The 15325-nt window shown below is 66.3% G+C and carries 18 protein-coding genes; 17 read left to right on the top strand and 1 reads right to left on the bottom strand.

Going from position 1 to position 15325, the window contains the following annotated elements; genetic code table 11:
* The first annotated feature begins 21 nt into the window (after positions 1-21).
* The 3 genes from JC616_RS18210 to JC616_RS18200 all read left to right on the top strand — a co-directional run bounded on the left by JC616_RS18210 (position 22) and on the right by JC616_RS18200 (position 2022).
* Positions 22-579: a chromate transporter gene (locus JC616_RS18210; RefSeq protein WP_107800329.1), complete on the top strand. Its 558-nt coding sequence runs from the start codon at positions 22-24 to the stop codon at positions 577-579.
* A complete protein-coding gene (locus JC616_RS18205) occupies positions 576-1091 on the top strand; it encodes a chromate transporter (RefSeq protein WP_227104672.1) in 516 nt (171 codons plus the stop codon). The genes JC616_RS18210 and JC616_RS18205 overlap by 4 nt, the downstream gene beginning before the upstream one ends.
* 85 nt (positions 1092-1176) lie before the next feature.
* On the top strand, positions 1177-2022 hold the full coding sequence (locus tag JC616_RS18200; protein ID WP_199225917.1) for a substrate-binding periplasmic protein: 846 nt from the start codon (positions 1177-1179) through the stop codon (positions 2020-2022).
* On the opposite strand, the gene JC616_RS18195 is transcribed toward JC616_RS18200, so the two are convergent.
* Positions 2010-2690, bottom strand: coding sequence for a Dph6-related ATP pyrophosphatase (locus tag JC616_RS18195; RefSeq protein ID WP_107800327.1), 681 nt, complete (start codon positions 2688-2690; stop codon positions 2010-2012). The genes JC616_RS18200 and JC616_RS18195 overlap by 13 nt on opposite strands.
* 108 nt (positions 2691-2798) lie before the next feature.
* Here JC616_RS18195 and hemE point away from each other — a divergent pair, with 108 nt between their 5' ends.
* From hemE to JC616_RS18125, 14 genes are all read left to right on the top strand, one after another.
* Positions 2799-3866 carry a uroporphyrinogen decarboxylase gene (hemE, locus tag JC616_RS18190; RefSeq protein WP_227104671.1) on the top strand — a complete coding sequence of 356 codons (1068 nt, stop codon included), beginning with the start codon at positions 2799-2801 and terminating at the stop codon, positions 3864-3866.
* A gap of 567 nt (positions 3867-4433) precedes the next feature.
* Complete coding sequence (locus tag JC616_RS18185) at positions 4434-6608, top strand: primosomal protein N' (RefSeq protein WP_227104670.1); 2175 nt, start codon at positions 4434-4436, stop codon at positions 6606-6608.
* Between the two features lie 7 nt (positions 6609-6615).
* Positions 6616-8007, top strand: a complete 1392-nt coding sequence (gene dacB / locus JC616_RS18180; RefSeq protein ID WP_227104669.1) for a D-alanyl-D-alanine carboxypeptidase/D-alanyl-D-alanine endopeptidase — start codon at positions 6616-6618, stop codon at positions 8005-8007.
* Positions 8008-8105: 98 nt separating this feature from the next.
* A complete protein-coding gene (gene grxC, locus JC616_RS18175; RefSeq protein ID WP_107800323.1) occupies positions 8106-8363 on the top strand; it encodes a glutaredoxin 3 in 258 nt (85 codons plus the stop codon).
* A gap of 132 nt (positions 8364-8495) precedes the next feature.
* Positions 8496-8948, top strand: coding sequence for a protein-export chaperone SecB (gene secB, locus JC616_RS18170; protein WP_107800322.1), 453 nt, complete (start codon positions 8496-8498; stop codon positions 8946-8948).
* A gap of 13 nt (positions 8949-8961) precedes the next feature.
* Complete coding sequence (locus JC616_RS18165) at positions 8962-9405, top strand: SH3 domain-containing protein (RefSeq protein ID WP_107800321.1); 444 nt, start codon at positions 8962-8964, stop codon at positions 9403-9405.
* 9 nt (positions 9406-9414) lie between these two features.
* Entirely contained in the window at positions 9415-10419 is a 1005-nt protein-coding gene (locus JC616_RS18160; RefSeq protein ID WP_227104668.1) for an NAD(P)H-dependent glycerol-3-phosphate dehydrogenase, read from the top strand.
* A gap of 199 nt (positions 10420-10618) precedes the next feature.
* Entirely contained in the window at positions 10619-11266 is a 648-nt protein-coding gene (locus JC616_RS18155; protein ID WP_227104667.1) for a class I SAM-dependent methyltransferase, read from the top strand.
* A gap of 141 nt (positions 11267-11407) precedes the next feature.
* Positions 11408-12136 carry a beta-ketoacyl synthase chain length factor gene (locus JC616_RS18150; protein WP_166451944.1) on the top strand — a complete coding sequence of 243 codons (729 nt, stop codon included), beginning with the start codon at positions 11408-11410 and terminating at the stop codon, positions 12134-12136.
* Positions 12123-12905 carry a lysophospholipid acyltransferase family protein gene (locus JC616_RS18145; protein WP_227104666.1) on the top strand — a complete coding sequence of 261 codons (783 nt, stop codon included), beginning with the start codon at positions 12123-12125 and terminating at the stop codon, positions 12903-12905. Before JC616_RS18150 ends, JC616_RS18145 begins: the two co-directional genes overlap by 14 nt.
* A complete protein-coding gene (locus JC616_RS18140; protein ID WP_166451945.1) occupies positions 12902-13162 on the top strand; it encodes a phosphopantetheine-binding protein in 261 nt (86 codons plus the stop codon). The genes JC616_RS18145 and JC616_RS18140 overlap by 4 nt, the downstream gene beginning before the upstream one ends.
* 2 nt (positions 13163-13164) lie before the next feature.
* Positions 13165-13410, top strand: a complete 246-nt coding sequence (locus JC616_RS18135; RefSeq protein WP_166451946.1) for an acyl carrier protein — start codon at positions 13165-13167, stop codon at positions 13408-13410.
* A gap of 1 nt (position 13411) precedes the next feature.
* Positions 13412-13978, top strand: a complete 567-nt coding sequence (locus JC616_RS18130; protein ID WP_166451947.1) for a COG4648 family protein — start codon at positions 13412-13414, stop codon at positions 13976-13978.
* Positions 13975-15306: an AMP-binding protein gene (locus JC616_RS18125; protein WP_227104665.1), complete on the top strand. Its 1332-nt coding sequence runs from the start codon at positions 13975-13977 to the stop codon at positions 15304-15306. Before JC616_RS18130 ends, JC616_RS18125 begins: the two co-directional genes overlap by 4 nt.
* Positions 15307-15325 lie beyond the last annotated feature (19 nt).

The raw sequence follows: 15325 nt of genomic DNA, 5'->3' as shown, positions 1-15325 counted from the left end.
GATTTGGCGAGAGGAAAGGGCATGGAAGCGGATGTGCGGACGCCCAGCCGACGTGATTTGTTCGCCGGCTTTTTCTCGATCGGGCTGACCGGTTTCGGCGGCGTGTTGCCGCAGGCGCACCGGATGATGGTGCTGCGCCGTCATTGGTTGAGCGAGGCGGATTTCGCCGTGGTGCTGGGCCTGGGGCAAGTGCTGCCGGGCCCCAATATCGTCAATGTCGCGGTGGCGGTGGGCAGCCGCTTTCACGGCGTGAGCGGAGCCTTGGCCGCCATCGCCGGCCTGTTGCTGGCGCCCATGGTCATCGTGCTGCTGCTGGCGTCCTTCTACGGCCATTATCGGCAACTGCCGCTGGTGCAGAATGTGTTGCACGGCCTGGCCTCCGCCGCCGCCGGCTTGATCGCGGCGATGGGGCTGCGGCTGCTGGCGCGCATCGAGCGCAAGTTGTGGTGCGCGCTGGTGGCGGCGCTGACTTTCTGCGCCTTGGGCGTCTTGCAACTGCCCTTGCTGTGGTCGCTGGCCTTGCTGGCGCCCGTCGCCATCGGCTTGGCCTGGCGCGACCGGCCGAAGGAGGGCGCGTGATACTGCTGACGCTGCTATGGCAGTTTTCCTTGTTGTCGCTGATGGCGGTGGGCGGCGCCAATGTGCTGATACCCGAGCTGCAACGCCTGGTGGTGGAGCAGGGCTGGATGAACGCGCGCGAGTTCGCCGCGCTGTTCGCCATCGCCCAGGCCGCGCCCGGCCCCAATGTGCTGGTGGTCAGTCTGATAGGCTGGCAGGTGGCCGGGGTGCCGGGCGCTCTGGTCAGCATGCTCGGCATTTGCGGCCCGTCGTCGGTGTTGAGTTATTACGTGGCGCGCTGGTGGCAGCGTTATCAGCAGGCGCCGCTGACCCGGGCAATCCAACGGGGACTGGCGCCGCTGACCATAGGGCTGGTGGCGGCCAGCGCCTGGCTGTTGAGCCAGGCGGCCAATGCCGACGCGGGCGCTTGGCTGCTGTGCGGCGCGGTGGCGCTGACGGCGTGGCGCACTGCGATCAATCCCTTGTGGCTATTGTCGGCCGGCGCTTTGCTGGGCGGCTTGGGCTGGCTCTAAGCAGCGGCTCAATGAAGCGCGGCTGACTTTGAACAGCGTCTAAGCGGCGGCCATAATGAACAGGGTTTTCTCGGGAGGGCGCGCATTGACGCGAATCTTGATGCTGCTGCTGTGCGTACTGGCGCTGCCGGCGCAGGGGCAAACTTTGTCTATCCGCTACGCGCTGGTGTCCGGAGAGCAAGACCCGCATCTGCCCTATATGCAGGCTTTGCTGCAACTGGCGTGCAGCGAGGCCAAACTCAGTTGCGAGCTGAGCAGCGCGCTGGACATGAATCAGGGGCGGGCGCTGGAGCAGATGGCGCACGGCGACGCCGGCGTGGATCTGTTCTGGGGCATGAGCAGCCGCGAGCGAGAACAGAAGGCCCTGCCGGTGCGGATTCCCCTGTACAAGGGCTTGATCGGCTGGCGCGTGCCGCTGGTGTCGCAAAAGCGCGCCCGGCTGTTTGAAAAGGCGTTCACGCTGGCGGATTTGAAGACGCTGAGCGCCGGGCAAGGGCAGGATTGGCCGGATACGCAGATTCTGCGCGCCGCCGGTTTGCCTGTGGTGGCCAGCCCCTTGTACCTGCCGCTGTTCGCCATGCTGCGTCAGGGGCGTTTCGACTATTTCCCGCGCAGCGTGATCGAGGTGGGCCAGGAGCTGGAGTCCGACGCCGCCAAGGGCCTGGTATTGGACCCTTACATTGTGTTGCACTATCCGGCGGCTTTTTATTTCTTCGTGTCGCCGCGCCGGCCGGAGTTGGCCCGGGCGCTGACTCAGGGCCTGGAAGCCGCAATCAAGGACGGCAGCTTCGACAAGCTGTTCCTGCGCTTCAACGGTCCGCGCCTGCGCGCCTTGAACCTGGCGCAGCGGCGCATCATCGAGCTGCCCAACCCCCTGCTGCCCAAGGAGACGCCGCTGCAGCGCAAGGAGCTGTGGTTCTATCCGCGTTGAGGGTCCAGTGGCAGCAAGTCCGTGAATACAAATCCGTCCCGCTCCACCGTCTCGCCCACCGCGTGCGGCACCGGGCGCAGGAACATCGGGCCGTCCCAGGCGAAGGAGTGGAATTCGCCGTATTCGCCGCAAGGGTCGGCGTCGGGCGGCAGCGCGTCCAGCAAGGCCTGGCCGAACTCGCGGCCGGCCAGTTCGCGCGGCAGCTTGCGCGGGTCCAGGCAGGTCAGCCTGGCCTTGAGCCCGCTGCGCAGCATGGTTTGCGCCAACTCGGCGGTGGGCAGGCCCCACAGCGGGAAGAGCGGCGCGATGCCGCTGCCGGCCAGGTTCTGCTCGCGGTAGGCGCGCACGTCCTCCAGGAACAGATCGCCAAAGGCCATATGGCTGACGCCGTCTGCGCGGCAGGCGTTGACGAAGTCGGCCATCCGGCTGGCGTAATCCTCGTTGCCGCAAGGGTAGGGGATGGCCAGCTGGCGCAGCGGCAGACCCAGCGCCGCGGCCTGCGCCTGCAGCAGTTCCACCCGCACCGCGTGCATGGCCACGCGCTGGAAAGCCTGATTGACGGTGGTGAACAGTCCGACGACTTCGACGTCGGGATCTTGGCGCAGCACATGCAAGGCCCAGGCGCTGTCCTTGCCGCTGCTCCAGGACAAGAGTACGGTTTTCTTCATGGCGCACAGCTTAGCCGCGCGGAGGCGCGCCGCCAAGCGGGGGGACTGGGCCGGGGGACTCGGGTATAATGACGCTCTATTTTTTCGTCATTCAGGACTGATTGCCGCATGACCCAGCTCAAGAACGATACCTTCCTGCGCGCGCTGCTTGGCCAGCCCGTCGAATACACCCCGATCTGGATGATGCGCCAGGCCGGCCGCTATTTGCCGGAGTACCGCGCCACCCGCAGCCGGGCCGGCAGCTTCATGGGTTTGTGCACCAGTCCCGATTACGCCACCGAAGTCACCCTGCAGCCGCTGGAGCGTTTCCCGCTGGACGCCGCCATCCTGTTTTCCGACATCCTGACCGTGCCGGACGCCATGGGCCTGGGCCTGTACTTCGCCGAAGGCGAGGGCCCCAAGTTCGAGCGTCCTTTGCGCGATGAAGCCGCCGTCCGCGCGCTGACGGTGCCGGCGCTGGACAAGCTGGGCTACGTCTTCGACGCGGTGTCCAGCATCCGCAAGGCGCTGGACGGCCGCGTGCCGCTGATCGGCTTCTCCGGCAGCCCGTTCACCCTGGCCTGCTACATGATAGAAGGCGGCGGTTCCGACGATTTCCGCCACGTCAAGGCCATGCTCTACAGCCGTCCGGAACTGCTGCACCATATCCTGGACGTGAACGCCCGCACCGTGATCGACTATCTGAACGCCCAGATCGACGCCGGCGCGCAGGCGGTGCAGATTTTCGACACCTGGGGCGGGGCGCTGACCCAGGCGGCTTATCGAGAATTCTCGCTGGCCTATATGCGTCAGATCGTCGCCGGACTGAAGCGCGAGGCCGACGGTCGCCGCGTGCCGGTGATCGTGTTCACCAAGGGCGGCGGCCAGTGGCTGGAAGAGATCGCGGCCATCGGCGCCGACTGCGTGGGCCTGGACTGGACCACGGATCTGGGCGCCGCGCGCGCCCGGGTGGGCGACAAGGTGGCCTTGCAGGGTAACTTCGATCCCAACGCGCTGTTCGCCGAGCCCGCCGCCATCGAGCGCGAAGTGGCGCGCATCCTGGCCAGCTACGGCGCCGGCAGCGGCCATGTCTTCAATCTGGGCCACGGCATCTCCCAGCACGTCAAACCGGAGCATGCCGGAGCCTTGGTGGACGCGGTGCACCGCTTGTCGCGCCCCTACCATGCCGCGGGCTGAAAAACCGCTTTTCAAGCCGGCGGCATGTTTCTGCCGTTCCGGCGCGATACCCCCCGGCGGGCGCACCAAGTTGGCGCGGGCCGGCGGGCATTAAAGCCGGCTTTATCAGTGTCTAAATCCGGCATCAAGCTGCTGTTAGCGCGGCCGGCGGAAAAGGATTTGTTTTTTCAACAGAAAATTTAACTTTTCCCCTGAGGCCGTCCGCGCGTCGTCGGGGTATCCTTACCTGTCCGGCCAATGGTTCTCCTGCGGCCGGATTGTATTTTTACACTGGGATGAACAAGGATATTGACAAGGCGAACCGTAGTCGTTCTCGGAGTTATGCACATTTGCTAGTCAGAGTTCAGGTTCTTGTCAAGCCGATTGCTCATGTTTTTTTGATCAATTTAAGTCTTTGAAAACAAAGAGAAAAATAATTGATTAATTTTTGCGCAATCTAACGGAAATGTTGATCTGGGGCCGTTTCGACCTCAAGGCGACAGCTTGTTCACAAAGTTATCCACAGCATCTGTGTACAGTGGCCGCAAAGCCTTGTCACAACAGCATTTGTCTTCGGGGGCGCGCCGGATGGGGCAGCAAAGCATCGTGCAAGTGGCCGTGGACGTGCCGCTGCCAGGTACGTTCAGTTACCTGACCCAGTTGTCTGTCATGGCCGGGCAAAGAGTGGCGGTTTCCTTCGGGCCGCGCCGGCTGTGTGGCGTGGTTGTCACGGATATACCTCAGCAGGGTATCGACCCGGCCAAGCTCAAGCCGCTGGAGTCCGTGCTGAGCGGACTGCCGCCGCTGCCGGCGGACTTCATGGCCCTGGTCCGCTTCGCCGCCGATTACTACCACCATCCGCTGGGGCAGGCGCTGTTCACCGCCTTGCCCACCGGCTTGCGCGAGCCCCGGGACATCGCCTTGCCGGATGAACGGCCGTACGCGCTGACGCCGCAAGGCGAGGCGGAAGCGCCGCCGGCCCGCCAGCGCGCCCGCTTGGCGCTGTGGCAGGCGCTGCAGGACGGCGCGTTGACGCTGGCCGCCGCCAAGGCGGTGACGCCGCAGGCGGGCAAGGTGCTGGCGGACTGGCTGGCGGACAAGAAGGTTCGCCGCGTGGAGCCGGAAGCCACGCCCTTGCGGGTGGCGGACAGTCCCGAACTGAACGAAGAACAACAGGCCGCGCTGGACGCCTTGCGCGGCCAGGCCGGCTACCAGCCCTGGCTGCTGCACGGCATTACCGGCAGCGGCAAGACCGAAGTCTATCTGCGGCTGATCGCCGACCAGTTGGCCGCCGGCCGCCAAGTGCTGGTGCTGGTGCCGGAAATCAATTTGACCCCGCAGCTGATCACACGCTTCACCCAGCGCTTTCCGGACAGCCGCATCGCGGTGCAGCACAGCCATCTGGCCGACGGCGAGCGTCTGAGGGGCTGGCTGGACGGCTGGCAGGGGCGCGCCGACGTGATGATAGGCACTCGCTTGTCGGTGTTCACGCCGCTGCCGCGCCTGGGCTTGATCGTGGTGGACGAGGAGCACGACGGCTCCTTCAAGCAGCAGGACGGCTTGCGCTACCATGCGCGCGATCTGGCGATCTGGCGCGCGCGCCAGGCCGGCGTGCCCATCCTGCTGGGCTCGGCCACGCCCAGCCTGGAAACCATGGCCAATGTCGAGGCCGGCCGCTATCGCCGGCTGTCCCTGAGCCGGCGCGCTCACGGCGCGGCGCGGCTGCCGGAGGTGAAGCTGGTCGACGTGCGCCGGCAAAAGCTGGCCGAAGGCCTGTCCGAGCCGGTGATACAGGCGCTGCGCCAACGCCTGGCGCGCGGCGAGATGAGCCTGGTGTTCATCAACCGCCGCGGCTTCGCGCCGGTGGTGGCCTGCACCGATTGCGGCTGGACCAGCGGCTGTCCGCGCTGCTCCGCCAAGCTGGTGGTTCATCTGTTGGAGCGCAAGCTGCGCTGCCACCATTGCGGTTGGGAAGAAGCGGTGCCGCGCGCCTGCCCGGATTGCGGCAATCCCGACATCAAACCCTTGGGCGAAGGCACCCAGCGGCTGGAGTCCGCGCTGACGCGCTTGTTTCCCGAGGCGCGCATCCTGCGCATAGACCGCGACACCACCAGCCGCAAGGAAGCCTGGGACGAAATCTATCGCAAGGTCCATGCAGGCGAGGTGGACATGCTGGTGGGCACCCAGATGCTGGCCAAGGGCCACGACTTCGGCACCTTGTCGCTGGTGGTGGCGCTGGGCGCGGACGGCGGTCTGTACTCCGCGGACTTCCGCGCCTCCGAGCGCTTGTTCGCGCAGCTGATGCAAGTGGCTGGCCGCGCCGGCCGCGCCGACGCTCCCGGCGAAGTGCTGATCCAGACTCAGTGGCCGGATCATGAGCTATACCAAGCGCTGACGCGCCACGATTTCGACGGCTACGCCAAGACCCTGCTGGACGAGAGACGCATCGCCGGCTTCCCGCCCTGCGCCTATCAAGCGCTGTTGCGCGCCGACAGTCCCAGTCTGGAACTGGCCACCGCCTTCCTGGCCGAAGTGCGCCGGCTGGCCGAGCCGCTGGCGGCGGAGGTGCTGATCGCCGGCCCGGCGCCGGCGCTGATGGCGCGCTTGGCCAATCGCGAACGCGCCCAGCTGGTGCTGGAAGCGCCGCAACGGCAGGCGCTGCACGCTTTTTTGAACCCATTGCTGCCGCAGGTGGAAGCGGCGGCCAAACGCCATGGACGCGGCCTGCGCTGGTCGCTGGACGTGGATCCGCAAGACATGTGATCGCCCAATGAAAGCAAAAACGAAACAAACCCTGACGGCGGCTTGTCTGCTGCTGTCGGCATGGCCGGCCTGCGCGCTGGACCTGCACGGCCTCAAGCCGGAGGAGGTGGCCGTCTGGGCCGCGCCGGTGGAAAGCGGCAAGACGCTGGCCGGCCATCGCGCCGACAGCGCGGTCAACCCGGCCTCCACCATGAAGCTGATCACCAGCTGGAGCGCGCTGAACCTGCTCAAGCCCGGTTATCGCTGGCATACCGGGCTGTGGTCCGCCGCTCCGCTGCGAGACGGCGCGCTGCAAGGCGACCTTTACTGGCTGGGCGCCGGCGACCCGCGCTTCAACAACGACAGCCTGCTCAATCTGCTGTACGGCCTGCGGTTGCGCGGCGTGCAACGGATAGATGGCAAGCTGGTGTTGGACAAGAGCGCCTTCAAGGGCGTGTCCAGCGCCCGCGACTTCGACGAAGACGCCGGCCGTGCCTTCACCGTGGAGCCGGACAGCCATCTGACCAATCTGAAAGTGGCCTGGCTCAATTTCTACGTCGACGCCGACGGCGCGCGCGTGGCGCTGGACCCGCCGCTGGCCGGCGTCAGCGTCAACGCCAAGCTGCAGGCCGGAGGCCAGAGCGGCGCGAACGATTGCTCCGACGTGCGCCGCTACGTCAGCATCGCCAACGACGTGCGCTCGGTCACCGTCAGTGGCACCTTGCCGCCCAGTTGCGACGGCGTCAAAACCTTCGTCAATGTGCTGGACCACGACGCCTTCGCTAGTCAGGATTTCGCCGCCCTGTGGCAGGCGCTGGGCGGCGCCGGGCCCAAGGGCGCGGGGCTGGGGCGGGTGCCGGCCGGCGCGCGCGAACTGGCCGGTCACGATTCCCAGCCGCTGACCGTGGCGATCAGCGACATCAACAAATACAGCAACAACACCATGGCGCGCACCTTGTTCCTGACCTTGGGCAAGGAGGGGGGCGGCGGAGAGGACACCCGCGCCAACGCCGAGCACGCGGTGCGGCGTTTGCTGGCGGCCAACGCCATTTCCGATGAAACTCTGGTGCTGGAAAACGGCTCCGGCCTGTCGCGGCGGGAGCGGGTGAGCGCGCGCCTGATGGGGCAAGTGCTGCTCAACGCCGCGCGCGGCCCCTACGCCAGCGAATTCCTGGCCAGCCTGCCCATCGCCGGCGAGGACGGCACCTTGCGCAAGCGCTTTGCCGAACAAGGGCCGCGGCTGCGGATGAAGACCGGCACCCTCAAGGACGTCAAGGCTCTGGCCGGCTACTGGCTGGGCGCGGACGGCCGCCGGCTGGCGCTGGCGGTGATCGTCAACAGCCCGCGCGCGCCGGAGATGGGCAAGGCGATGGACCAGATCGTCGCCGATCTGATCGACCGCTTCGAGGCGTCCAAGTAAGAACATGGCGGATTGACGGTTTCGGCGCGCGCGGCGGGAGTATACTATCGGGCTTTGCGCGCTCCTCGCCGGAGCGCCCGATTTCGCGAAAGCCATCGATGAAACCCGTAACCATGTATACCACCGCGGTGTGCCCCTATTGCATCCGCGCCAAGCAAATCCTCTCCGCCAAAGGCGTGGCCGAGATCAAGGAAATTCGCATCGACCTGGACCCGGTCGAGCGCGACAAGATGATGGATCTGACCGGCCGCCGCACCGTGCCGCAAATCTTCATCGGCGACGCCCACGTCGGCGGCTGCGACGACCTGGTGGCGCTGAACCAGGCCGGCAAGCTGGACTTGCTACTGGCCGATTGAGCCGGCTTGCCCGCGATCAAACCGCGCGCTTGCGGGCGGTTGGCCCTGAACCGCTTTCGTGCGATGATGCAGGCCTGTTTTAACCATTCCAAAACCGGCCGCTTGCGAGCGGCCTCCGTGTGAGACAAAGAGATGAGCGAACAACAAGAGCTGCAGCCGGCGTTTTCCATCGAGAAAATTTATGTGAAGGACATGTCCCTGGAAGTGCCTAGCGCGCCGCAGGTGTTCCTGGAGCAAGAACAGCCGGAAATCGACATGCAGCTGGCCAGCGAAGGCAAACAGCTGGACGACGGTTTCTACGAAGTGACCCTGACCGTGACCGTGACCGCCAAGCTGCCGGAAAAAACCATGTTCCTGTGCGAAGTGGGCCAGTCCGGCATCTTCCAGATCCGCAACGTGCCGGCCGAAGACATCGACCCCATCCTGGGCGTGGCTTGCCCCAACATCCTGTTCCCCTACGCGCGCGAAGCCGTGTCCAGCGTAGTGAACCGCGCAGGCTTCCCGCCGGTGCTGTTGTCCCCGATCAACTTCGAAGCCCTGTACATGCAGCAACGCGCGCAACAGGCCGAAGCCGGCAACGCCTGAGGCGACGCAAGCAATGAAACGCCTCGTATATCCGCTGGCGCTGAGCCTGGGCCTGCTGTCCCACGGCGCCGCCGCACTTGAGTTTCGCTCGGTGAAGGAAACCGGCGTGGCGCTGTACGAGGCGCCGACGCTCACCTCGAAGAAGCTGTTCGTGGTGAGCCGCTATTACCCGGTGGAAGTGCTGAGCAGCCAGAAGGAATGGTCGCGGGTGCGCGACGCCACCGGCGGCATCGCCTGGATTCCGGCCGCCGCGCTGTCCAAGCAGCGCTGGTTGCTGATCACCGCCGACAAGGCGGAAGTGCGCGCCGCGCCGGCCAACGACGGCCCGCTGGCCTACACCGTGCCCAAGGACGGCGTGGTGGAGCTGCAAGAGCCGCCCAAGGGCGGCTGGGTCAAAGTGCGCCACCGCGACGGCAGCATCGGCTATGCTCGTATTACCGACCTCTGGGGCTTGTAAGGGCTACGCATGAAACTGGCCATCCTGGGCGCTGGCGCATGGGGCACCGCCCTGGCCATCGCCTTCGCCCGTCACCATCAAGTCACGCTCTGGGCGCGCGACGCCAACCAGGTGGCCGAGCTGGCCGCCAAGCGCGTCAATCAGCGCTATCTTCCCGATTGCCCGTTTCCGGACGCGCTCAAGCTGTCCGCGGAACTGCCGCGCGCCATCCACGACGCCGAACTCATCCTCATCGTCACGCCGATGGCCGGTTTGCGGCCCACCTTGCGGGCGCTGACCGCGCTGTCTTCGCAACTGCCGCCGCTGCTGTGGGCCTGCAAGGGCTTCGAGGCCGGCTCCAGCCTGCTGCCGCACCAGGTGGTGGCCGAGGAACTGCCGGCCAACCACCGCTGCGGCGTGTTGTCCGGCCCCAGCTTCGCCCGTGAAGTGGCCCAGGGCTTGCCGGCGGCGGCGGCCGTCGCCTCCGACGACGAAGCCTTCGCCCGGCAGGTGGCGCGCGATCTGCACAGCCCCTTGCTGCGTCTGTACGCCAACGCCGATCTGGTGGGGGTGGAAGTGGGCGGCGCGGTCAAGAACGTGATGGCCATCGCCACCGGCGTGGCCGACGGCCTGGAATACGGCATGAACGCCCGCGCCGCGCTGATCACCCGCGGGCTGGCGGAAATCACCCGCCTGGCCACCGCGCTGGGCGCCAGCCAGCACACCATGATGGGCCTGGCCGGCATGGGAGATTTGATACTCACCTGCACCGGCGCGCTGTCGCGCAACCGCCAGGTGGGCCTGAAGCTGGCCGAGGGCAAGCCCTTGCAGCAAGCGCTGCAGGAGCTGGGCCATGTCGCCGAAGGCGTGGCCACCGCCCGCGAAGTGCTGACCATGGCGGAGCGGCTGGAAGTGGATATGCCGATCACCGCCGCGGTCTGCGGCCTGCTCTACCAGGGGCATGATCCGCAGCGGGTGGTGCAGGAGTTGCTGAGCCGTTCGCCCAAGTCGGAGGCGGGCGACTTGTTGCAGTAGTTCCCCCGGTTTGATTGAGTGCGACAACAGCCGCCTTGGCGGCTGTTTTTTGTCCTTGCGGCGAGCGCGCCCTTCCTTTTGCCCGAGTCGATGGGGCCTAGGGCGAGAGGCTGGCTGCTTTTGTTGGATACCTTGCTTGAATCTGAGAATGCAGAATACTTTTCCGTTTGTTGAAGAAACGCGTTTTGGCAATTGGTTCTTGAATACGGCCACCTGGAAAGTGCATGTGCTGCGGCGCGCGCTGAACGATCTGGAGCGGATGATGCCGCCGCGGCGCGCGTTTGCCCGGGTGCTGGACGTGGGGTGCGGGTTTGGACATTCCTTTGACGAACTGGCCCGCAGATTCGCGCCGGACGAGATCGTGGCGCTGGACGCGGACCCGGACATCGAGAAGCGGGCGCGTCCGGCCGCCGATCGTTGCTCGAGCGCAGTGACGCTGGCCTTCGGCAACGCTTCGCGCATGGAGTACGCCGACGAGAGCTTCGACATGGTGTATTGCCATCAAAGCTTCCATCATCTGGTGGAGCAGGAGGCGGCGATGCGGGAGTTTTTCCGGGTGCTGAAGCCGGGCGGGGTGCTGCTGTTCGCCGAATCGACCAAGCGCTACATCCACTCGCTGCCTATCCGCTTGTTGTTCCGTCATCCGATGGACATCCAGAAAACCGCGGACGAATACCTGGGCTTGTTGCGCGGAGCCGGTTTCGAGCTGCCGGCCGCGCGCGTGTCCATGCCCTATCTGTGGTGGAGCCGGCCGGACTTGGGGGCGCTGGAGTGGTTTGGCTTCAAAGTGCCGCAGAAGCGCGAGGAAACGCTGGTCAACGCGGTGGCGATCAAACCGGCCGTTTAATCCCGCGGGTGCGTTTTTGTTGCGCTTGCGACAAAATGGGACGGATTCGTAACCATTGTTTAATGCCGTATGCTTGTTTGCTTGTTGGCTGAGTGTGAACAATTTAGAATACGCTCCTTTTTTTGATTGACAGGCTTGTGGATGGCGGAAGTGACAATGAGCGGCGAACCGACGTTGGCGATACAGCGTTGGGCGGCTTGGATGCCGGGCCGCGAGTCGGCCGCCGACTGGGCGCAACGGCCGTTGCAGGCGGCCGAGGCGCCCATTGCGTATCCGGACTGCCGTTTCGTCGACGCGGCGCAGCGGCGGCGCTTGAGTCCGCTGGCGCGTATCTGTCTGCATTTGGCCCAAGCGTGCGCGGCGGACGCGCCGGCGGCGAAGCTGGTGTTCGCCTCTCGCCACGGCGAGGTCAACCGCACGCATTTGATGCTGGAAGACATCGCGGCGGACTCTCCGGTTTCCCCCACGGTGTTCGGGCTTTCCGTGCATAACGCGATTGCCGGCACGCTGTCCTTGTTGCGGCGCGACGAGTCGGCGGCGACGGCGGTGGCCGCCGGAGAACGCACATTGGGCTACGGCCTGCTGGAGGCGGCGCTGACGGCGGCGGAAGACCCCGCGCAACCGGTGCTGCTGCTGTTCGCGGATCTGCCCCTGCTTCCGTTCTATCAAGGCGCCGACGACGCACTGGACCAACCCCAGGGCTTGGCCTTGCTGCTGCGGGCCGGCGCGCCGCGCTGGAGTTTGCGGCAGGACGCGCGCGCGCGCGCGCCGGAAGGCTGGCCGCAGCCGGCCTGGCTGGCGCACGGGCTGGCCGGCGGACGGACGCAGCTGGAACTGAACGGCTGGAGGCTGAGCCGTGAGGGGGCTTAGTTACGGCTGGCGCTTGCTGATGACGGCCTTGGCCTTCTCCTTGTTCAGCGAGGGTGCTTTGCTGCTGACGCTGGTGGTGTTTCCGGCCTTGCGTCTGGTGCCCAATCGCAACGGCCGCCGCCAGCGGCTGGCGCGGGCCATCATCCAGCGCGCTTTCGCCTTGTTCATCGGCTTCATGCGCCTCAGCGGCATCATGAGGCTGAGCATGAGCGGCGAGGGGCGGCTGGAACAGGCGCGGGGCACGCTGGTGCTGGCCAATCATCCGACGCTGATCGATGTGGTGGCGATCATCGCCCGCATGCCCAACGCCAATTGCGTGGTCAAGGCCGCGCTGTGGGACAGCCCCTTTCTGGGCGGCGTGGTGCGCGCCGCCGGCTATATCCGCAACGACGATTCCGGGAGCTTGATCGCGGATTGCGCCGCCTCGCTGCGACGAGGCGACAATCTGCTCATCTTCCCGGAGGGAACGCGCACCGTGCCCGGGCGCGAACTCAAGTTTCAACGCGGCGCCGCCCATATCGCGCTGGCGGCTCAGGCTCCCATTCTGCCGGTGACGCTGAGTTGCAGCCCGTCCACGCTGACCAAGGACAAGCGTTGGCATCAGATCCCGCCGCGGCGTTTCGACTTCGGCCTGGACGCCGGCCGGCCGCTGGCCCTGGCGGAACTGTTGCCGGCCGAGACGCAGCCGTCGCTGGCCTCCCGCCGTTTGAGCGAGGCCTTGCAAGATTATTTCAGCCAAACATTGGCAAGGAAGGAAAGCTGGACATGAGTGCGCTGGAACATGAAATCAAGTTGTTGATCATTTCGGCCCTGGAACTGGAAGACATGGGCGCCGAGGATATCGACGCCGAAGCGCCGTTGTTTGGCGAAGGACTGGGCTTGGATTCCATCGACGCGCTGGAATTGGGCGTGGCATTGAAAAAGACATACAAGGTGAAGCTGGAAGCCAACGATCCCGCCACCAAGGCGCATTTCGCCTCGGTGGCCAGCCTGGCTCGCTTTGTCGCAACGCAACAGGAAGCATGAGAATGACCCGTGAGCAAATTCTGAATGAACTGAGGATCATTCTGCAGGACACTTTCGAAATCGAGCCGGAGCGCGTGACGGCGGAGGCCAATCTGTTCGTCGATCTGGAGCTGGACTCGATCGACGCGGTGGACCTGGCGATCAAGCTGCAGCAACTGACCGGCAAACGCATCAAGCCGGATGGCTTCAAAACGGTGCGGACCGTGGATGACGTGATCACCGCGGTCGAGCAGCTGCTGGCCGCCTGAGATGCCGGCGACGCGCCTGTTGGCGGCGCTGGGCGCTTGTTGTTATCCGCTCGCCGTTTTTCTGGGGCTGCAATATTTTCCGCCCCGCGCGGTGGGCGCCGCCTTGCTGCTGCTGTTCTTGCTGCGCTACCGGCGGCAAAGCCGCGCGCTGTGGCGAGACCTGGCCGCGGCCCAGCGCGGCGCCTTGCTGGGCATGATCGTCTTGTCCGCCCTGGTGGCCCTGACCGGCAGCGCCTTGCTATTGCGTTTGATGCCGGCGTTCATCAGCCTGTCCATGCTGTGGGTGTTCGCCCACTCGCTGCGTCATCCGCCCACGATGATTGAGCGCTTCGCCCGTCAGATCACGCCGGACTTGCCGCCGGAAGGCGTGGCCTACACCCGGCGCGTGACCCGCGTCTGGTGCGGGTTTTTCGTTTTCAACGCCGCGGCGGCCCTGTACACCGCCTTGCCGGCGGGGCAGGACTTCTGGCTCTGGTACAACGGCCTGGCGTCTTATCTGTTGATGGGCGCCTTGTTCGCCGTCGAATGGCTGTATCGGCGCTGGCGCTTTCCCGAGGCGCGGGCATGAGCGCGCTGGCTCTGGAGAGCGTGTTGATCGGCGGCCGCGACCCGGACAGGGTGGCGGCTTTGCGCGACGGGCGGCCCTTGACGTGGCGCGACTTCAGCGACGCGGTGGCCGGCGTGGCCGCCACGCTGGAGCCCGGCCGGCGTTATGCGCTGATCGCCGCGGACGCCTGGCTGTTCGCCGTCGCGCTGTTTGCGGTTTGGCGCGCGGACGCGGAGGCGATGGTGCCCAACAACGCCTTGCCCGCCACCTTGAGCGGGCTGGCGGAGTCTTTCGACGAGGCGCTGGACGACGCCGCGCTGCGGGCGCGGATGGCTTCGCCGGGCGCGCCCGCAGCGGCGCGCCTGCTGGACGGCGAGCGCTGTCGGCTGACCTTGTTCACTTCCGGCTCCACCGGCGAGCCCAAGTCCATCGTCAAGCGCCTGCGGCAGCTCTCGGCCGAGGTGGCGGTGCTGGAGCGCAGTTTCGGCGCGCAAGCCGGAGATGCCTGCGTGCTGGCGACGGTGCCGCATCATCATATTTACGGGCTGCTGTTCCGTCTGCTGTGGCCGTTGAGCGCCGGCCGGGTCTTCGAAGTGTCGCCGCATTTCCTGCCAGAGGATTTGCTGGAGGCCGCCGCGGGCTTGGGCGAGGTGACCCTGATCGGCAGCCCGGCGCAGCTGTCGCGGCTGCCCGAGCTGATCGATCTGCCTGCCTTGCTGTCCCGCACGCGGCTGTGCGTGTCTTCGGGCGGCCCGCTGCCGGCCGACGCCGCCGCGGCGTTTGCCGCGGCCGGGGGCCAGGCGCCGCTGGAGATCTTCGGCAGCACCGAGACCGGCGGCGTGGCCTGGCGCCGTCAAAGCGACGGCGACCGCGCCTGGACGCCGCTGCCCTCGGTGCGCTGCGCCGTCGGCGAGGAAGGCGCGTTGCGGATCGTGTCGCCCTTCCTGCCCGACGACGCGCCCTGGCTGGCGTCGGACGCCGCCGAGTTTTTGCCGGACGGCCGCTTTCTCTTGCAAGGCCGGCGCGATCGCGTGGTGAAACTGGCGGAAAAAAGGCTGTCGCTGGGCGAGCAGGAACAAAGACTGGCCGATCATCCATGGCTGGACGCCGCCGCGCTGCTGGTGCTGCCGGCGCGGCGCGACACGCTGTGCGCCGTCGTCGCGCTGTCGGCGCAGGGGAGGGCGCAACTCGTCGCCCTGGGCAAGTTGGCGACGCAGCAGGCGCTGCGGCGCTATCTGGCGGCCTGGTACGAGCCGGTGCTGTTGCCGCGTCGCTGGCGCTTTGTCGACGTTCTGCCGCAGACCGAACGCGGCAAGCCGGACCGAGCGGCGATGCCGGGATTGTTTTGAATTGGAAGGTATTGGCGCA

The sequence above is a fragment of the Chromobacterium rhizoryzae genome, from assembly GCF_020544465.1.
Taxonomy (GTDB): domain Bacteria; phylum Pseudomonadota; class Gammaproteobacteria; order Burkholderiales; family Chromobacteriaceae; genus Chromobacterium.
This window is presented reverse-complemented; position numbering and strand designations above follow the sequence as displayed.

What these genes read in the sequence shown, in the direction of transcription:
- JC616_RS18210 (WP_107800329.1), top strand. Translation starts at nt 22, where the DNA reads ATGGAAGCGGATGTGCGGACGCCCAGCCGACGTGATTTGTTCGCCGGC.
- JC616_RS18195 (WP_107800327.1), bottom strand. Translation starts at nt 2,690, where the DNA reads ATGAAGAAAACCGTACTCTTGTCCTGGAGCAGCGGCAAGGACAGCGCC.
- hemE (WP_227104671.1), top strand. Translation starts at nt 2,799, where the DNA reads ATGACCCAGCTCAAGAACGATACCTTCCTGCGCGCGCTGCTTGGCCAG.
- JC616_RS18185 (WP_227104670.1), top strand. Translation starts at nt 4,434, where the DNA reads ATGGGGCAGCAAAGCATCGTGCAAGTGGCCGTGGACGTGCCGCTGCCA.
- dacB (WP_227104669.1), top strand. Translation starts at nt 6,616, where the DNA reads ATGAAAGCAAAAACGAAACAAACCCTGACGGCGGCTTGTCTGCTGCTG.
- grxC (WP_107800323.1), top strand. Translation starts at nt 8,106, where the DNA reads ATGAAACCCGTAACCATGTATACCACCGCGGTGTGCCCCTATTGCATC.
- secB (WP_107800322.1), top strand. Translation starts at nt 8,496, where the DNA reads ATGAGCGAACAACAAGAGCTGCAGCCGGCGTTTTCCATCGAGAAAATT.
- JC616_RS18165 (WP_107800321.1), top strand. Translation starts at nt 8,962, where the DNA reads ATGAAACGCCTCGTATATCCGCTGGCGCTGAGCCTGGGCCTGCTGTCC.
- JC616_RS18160 (WP_227104668.1), top strand. Translation starts at nt 9,415, where the DNA reads ATGAAACTGGCCATCCTGGGCGCTGGCGCATGGGGCACCGCCCTGGCC.
- JC616_RS18150 (WP_166451944.1), top strand. Translation starts at nt 11,408, where the DNA reads ATGGCGGAAGTGACAATGAGCGGCGAACCGACGTTGGCGATACAGCGT.
- JC616_RS18140 (WP_166451945.1), top strand. Translation starts at nt 12,902, where the DNA reads ATGAGTGCGCTGGAACATGAAATCAAGTTGTTGATCATTTCGGCCCTG.
- JC616_RS18135 (WP_166451946.1), top strand. Translation starts at nt 13,165, where the DNA reads ATGACCCGTGAGCAAATTCTGAATGAACTGAGGATCATTCTGCAGGAC.
- JC616_RS18130 (WP_166451947.1), top strand. Translation starts at nt 13,412, where the DNA reads ATGCCGGCGACGCGCCTGTTGGCGGCGCTGGGCGCTTGTTGTTATCCG.
- JC616_RS18125 (WP_227104665.1), top strand. Translation starts at nt 13,975, where the DNA reads ATGAGCGCGCTGGCTCTGGAGAGCGTGTTGATCGGCGGCCGCGACCCG.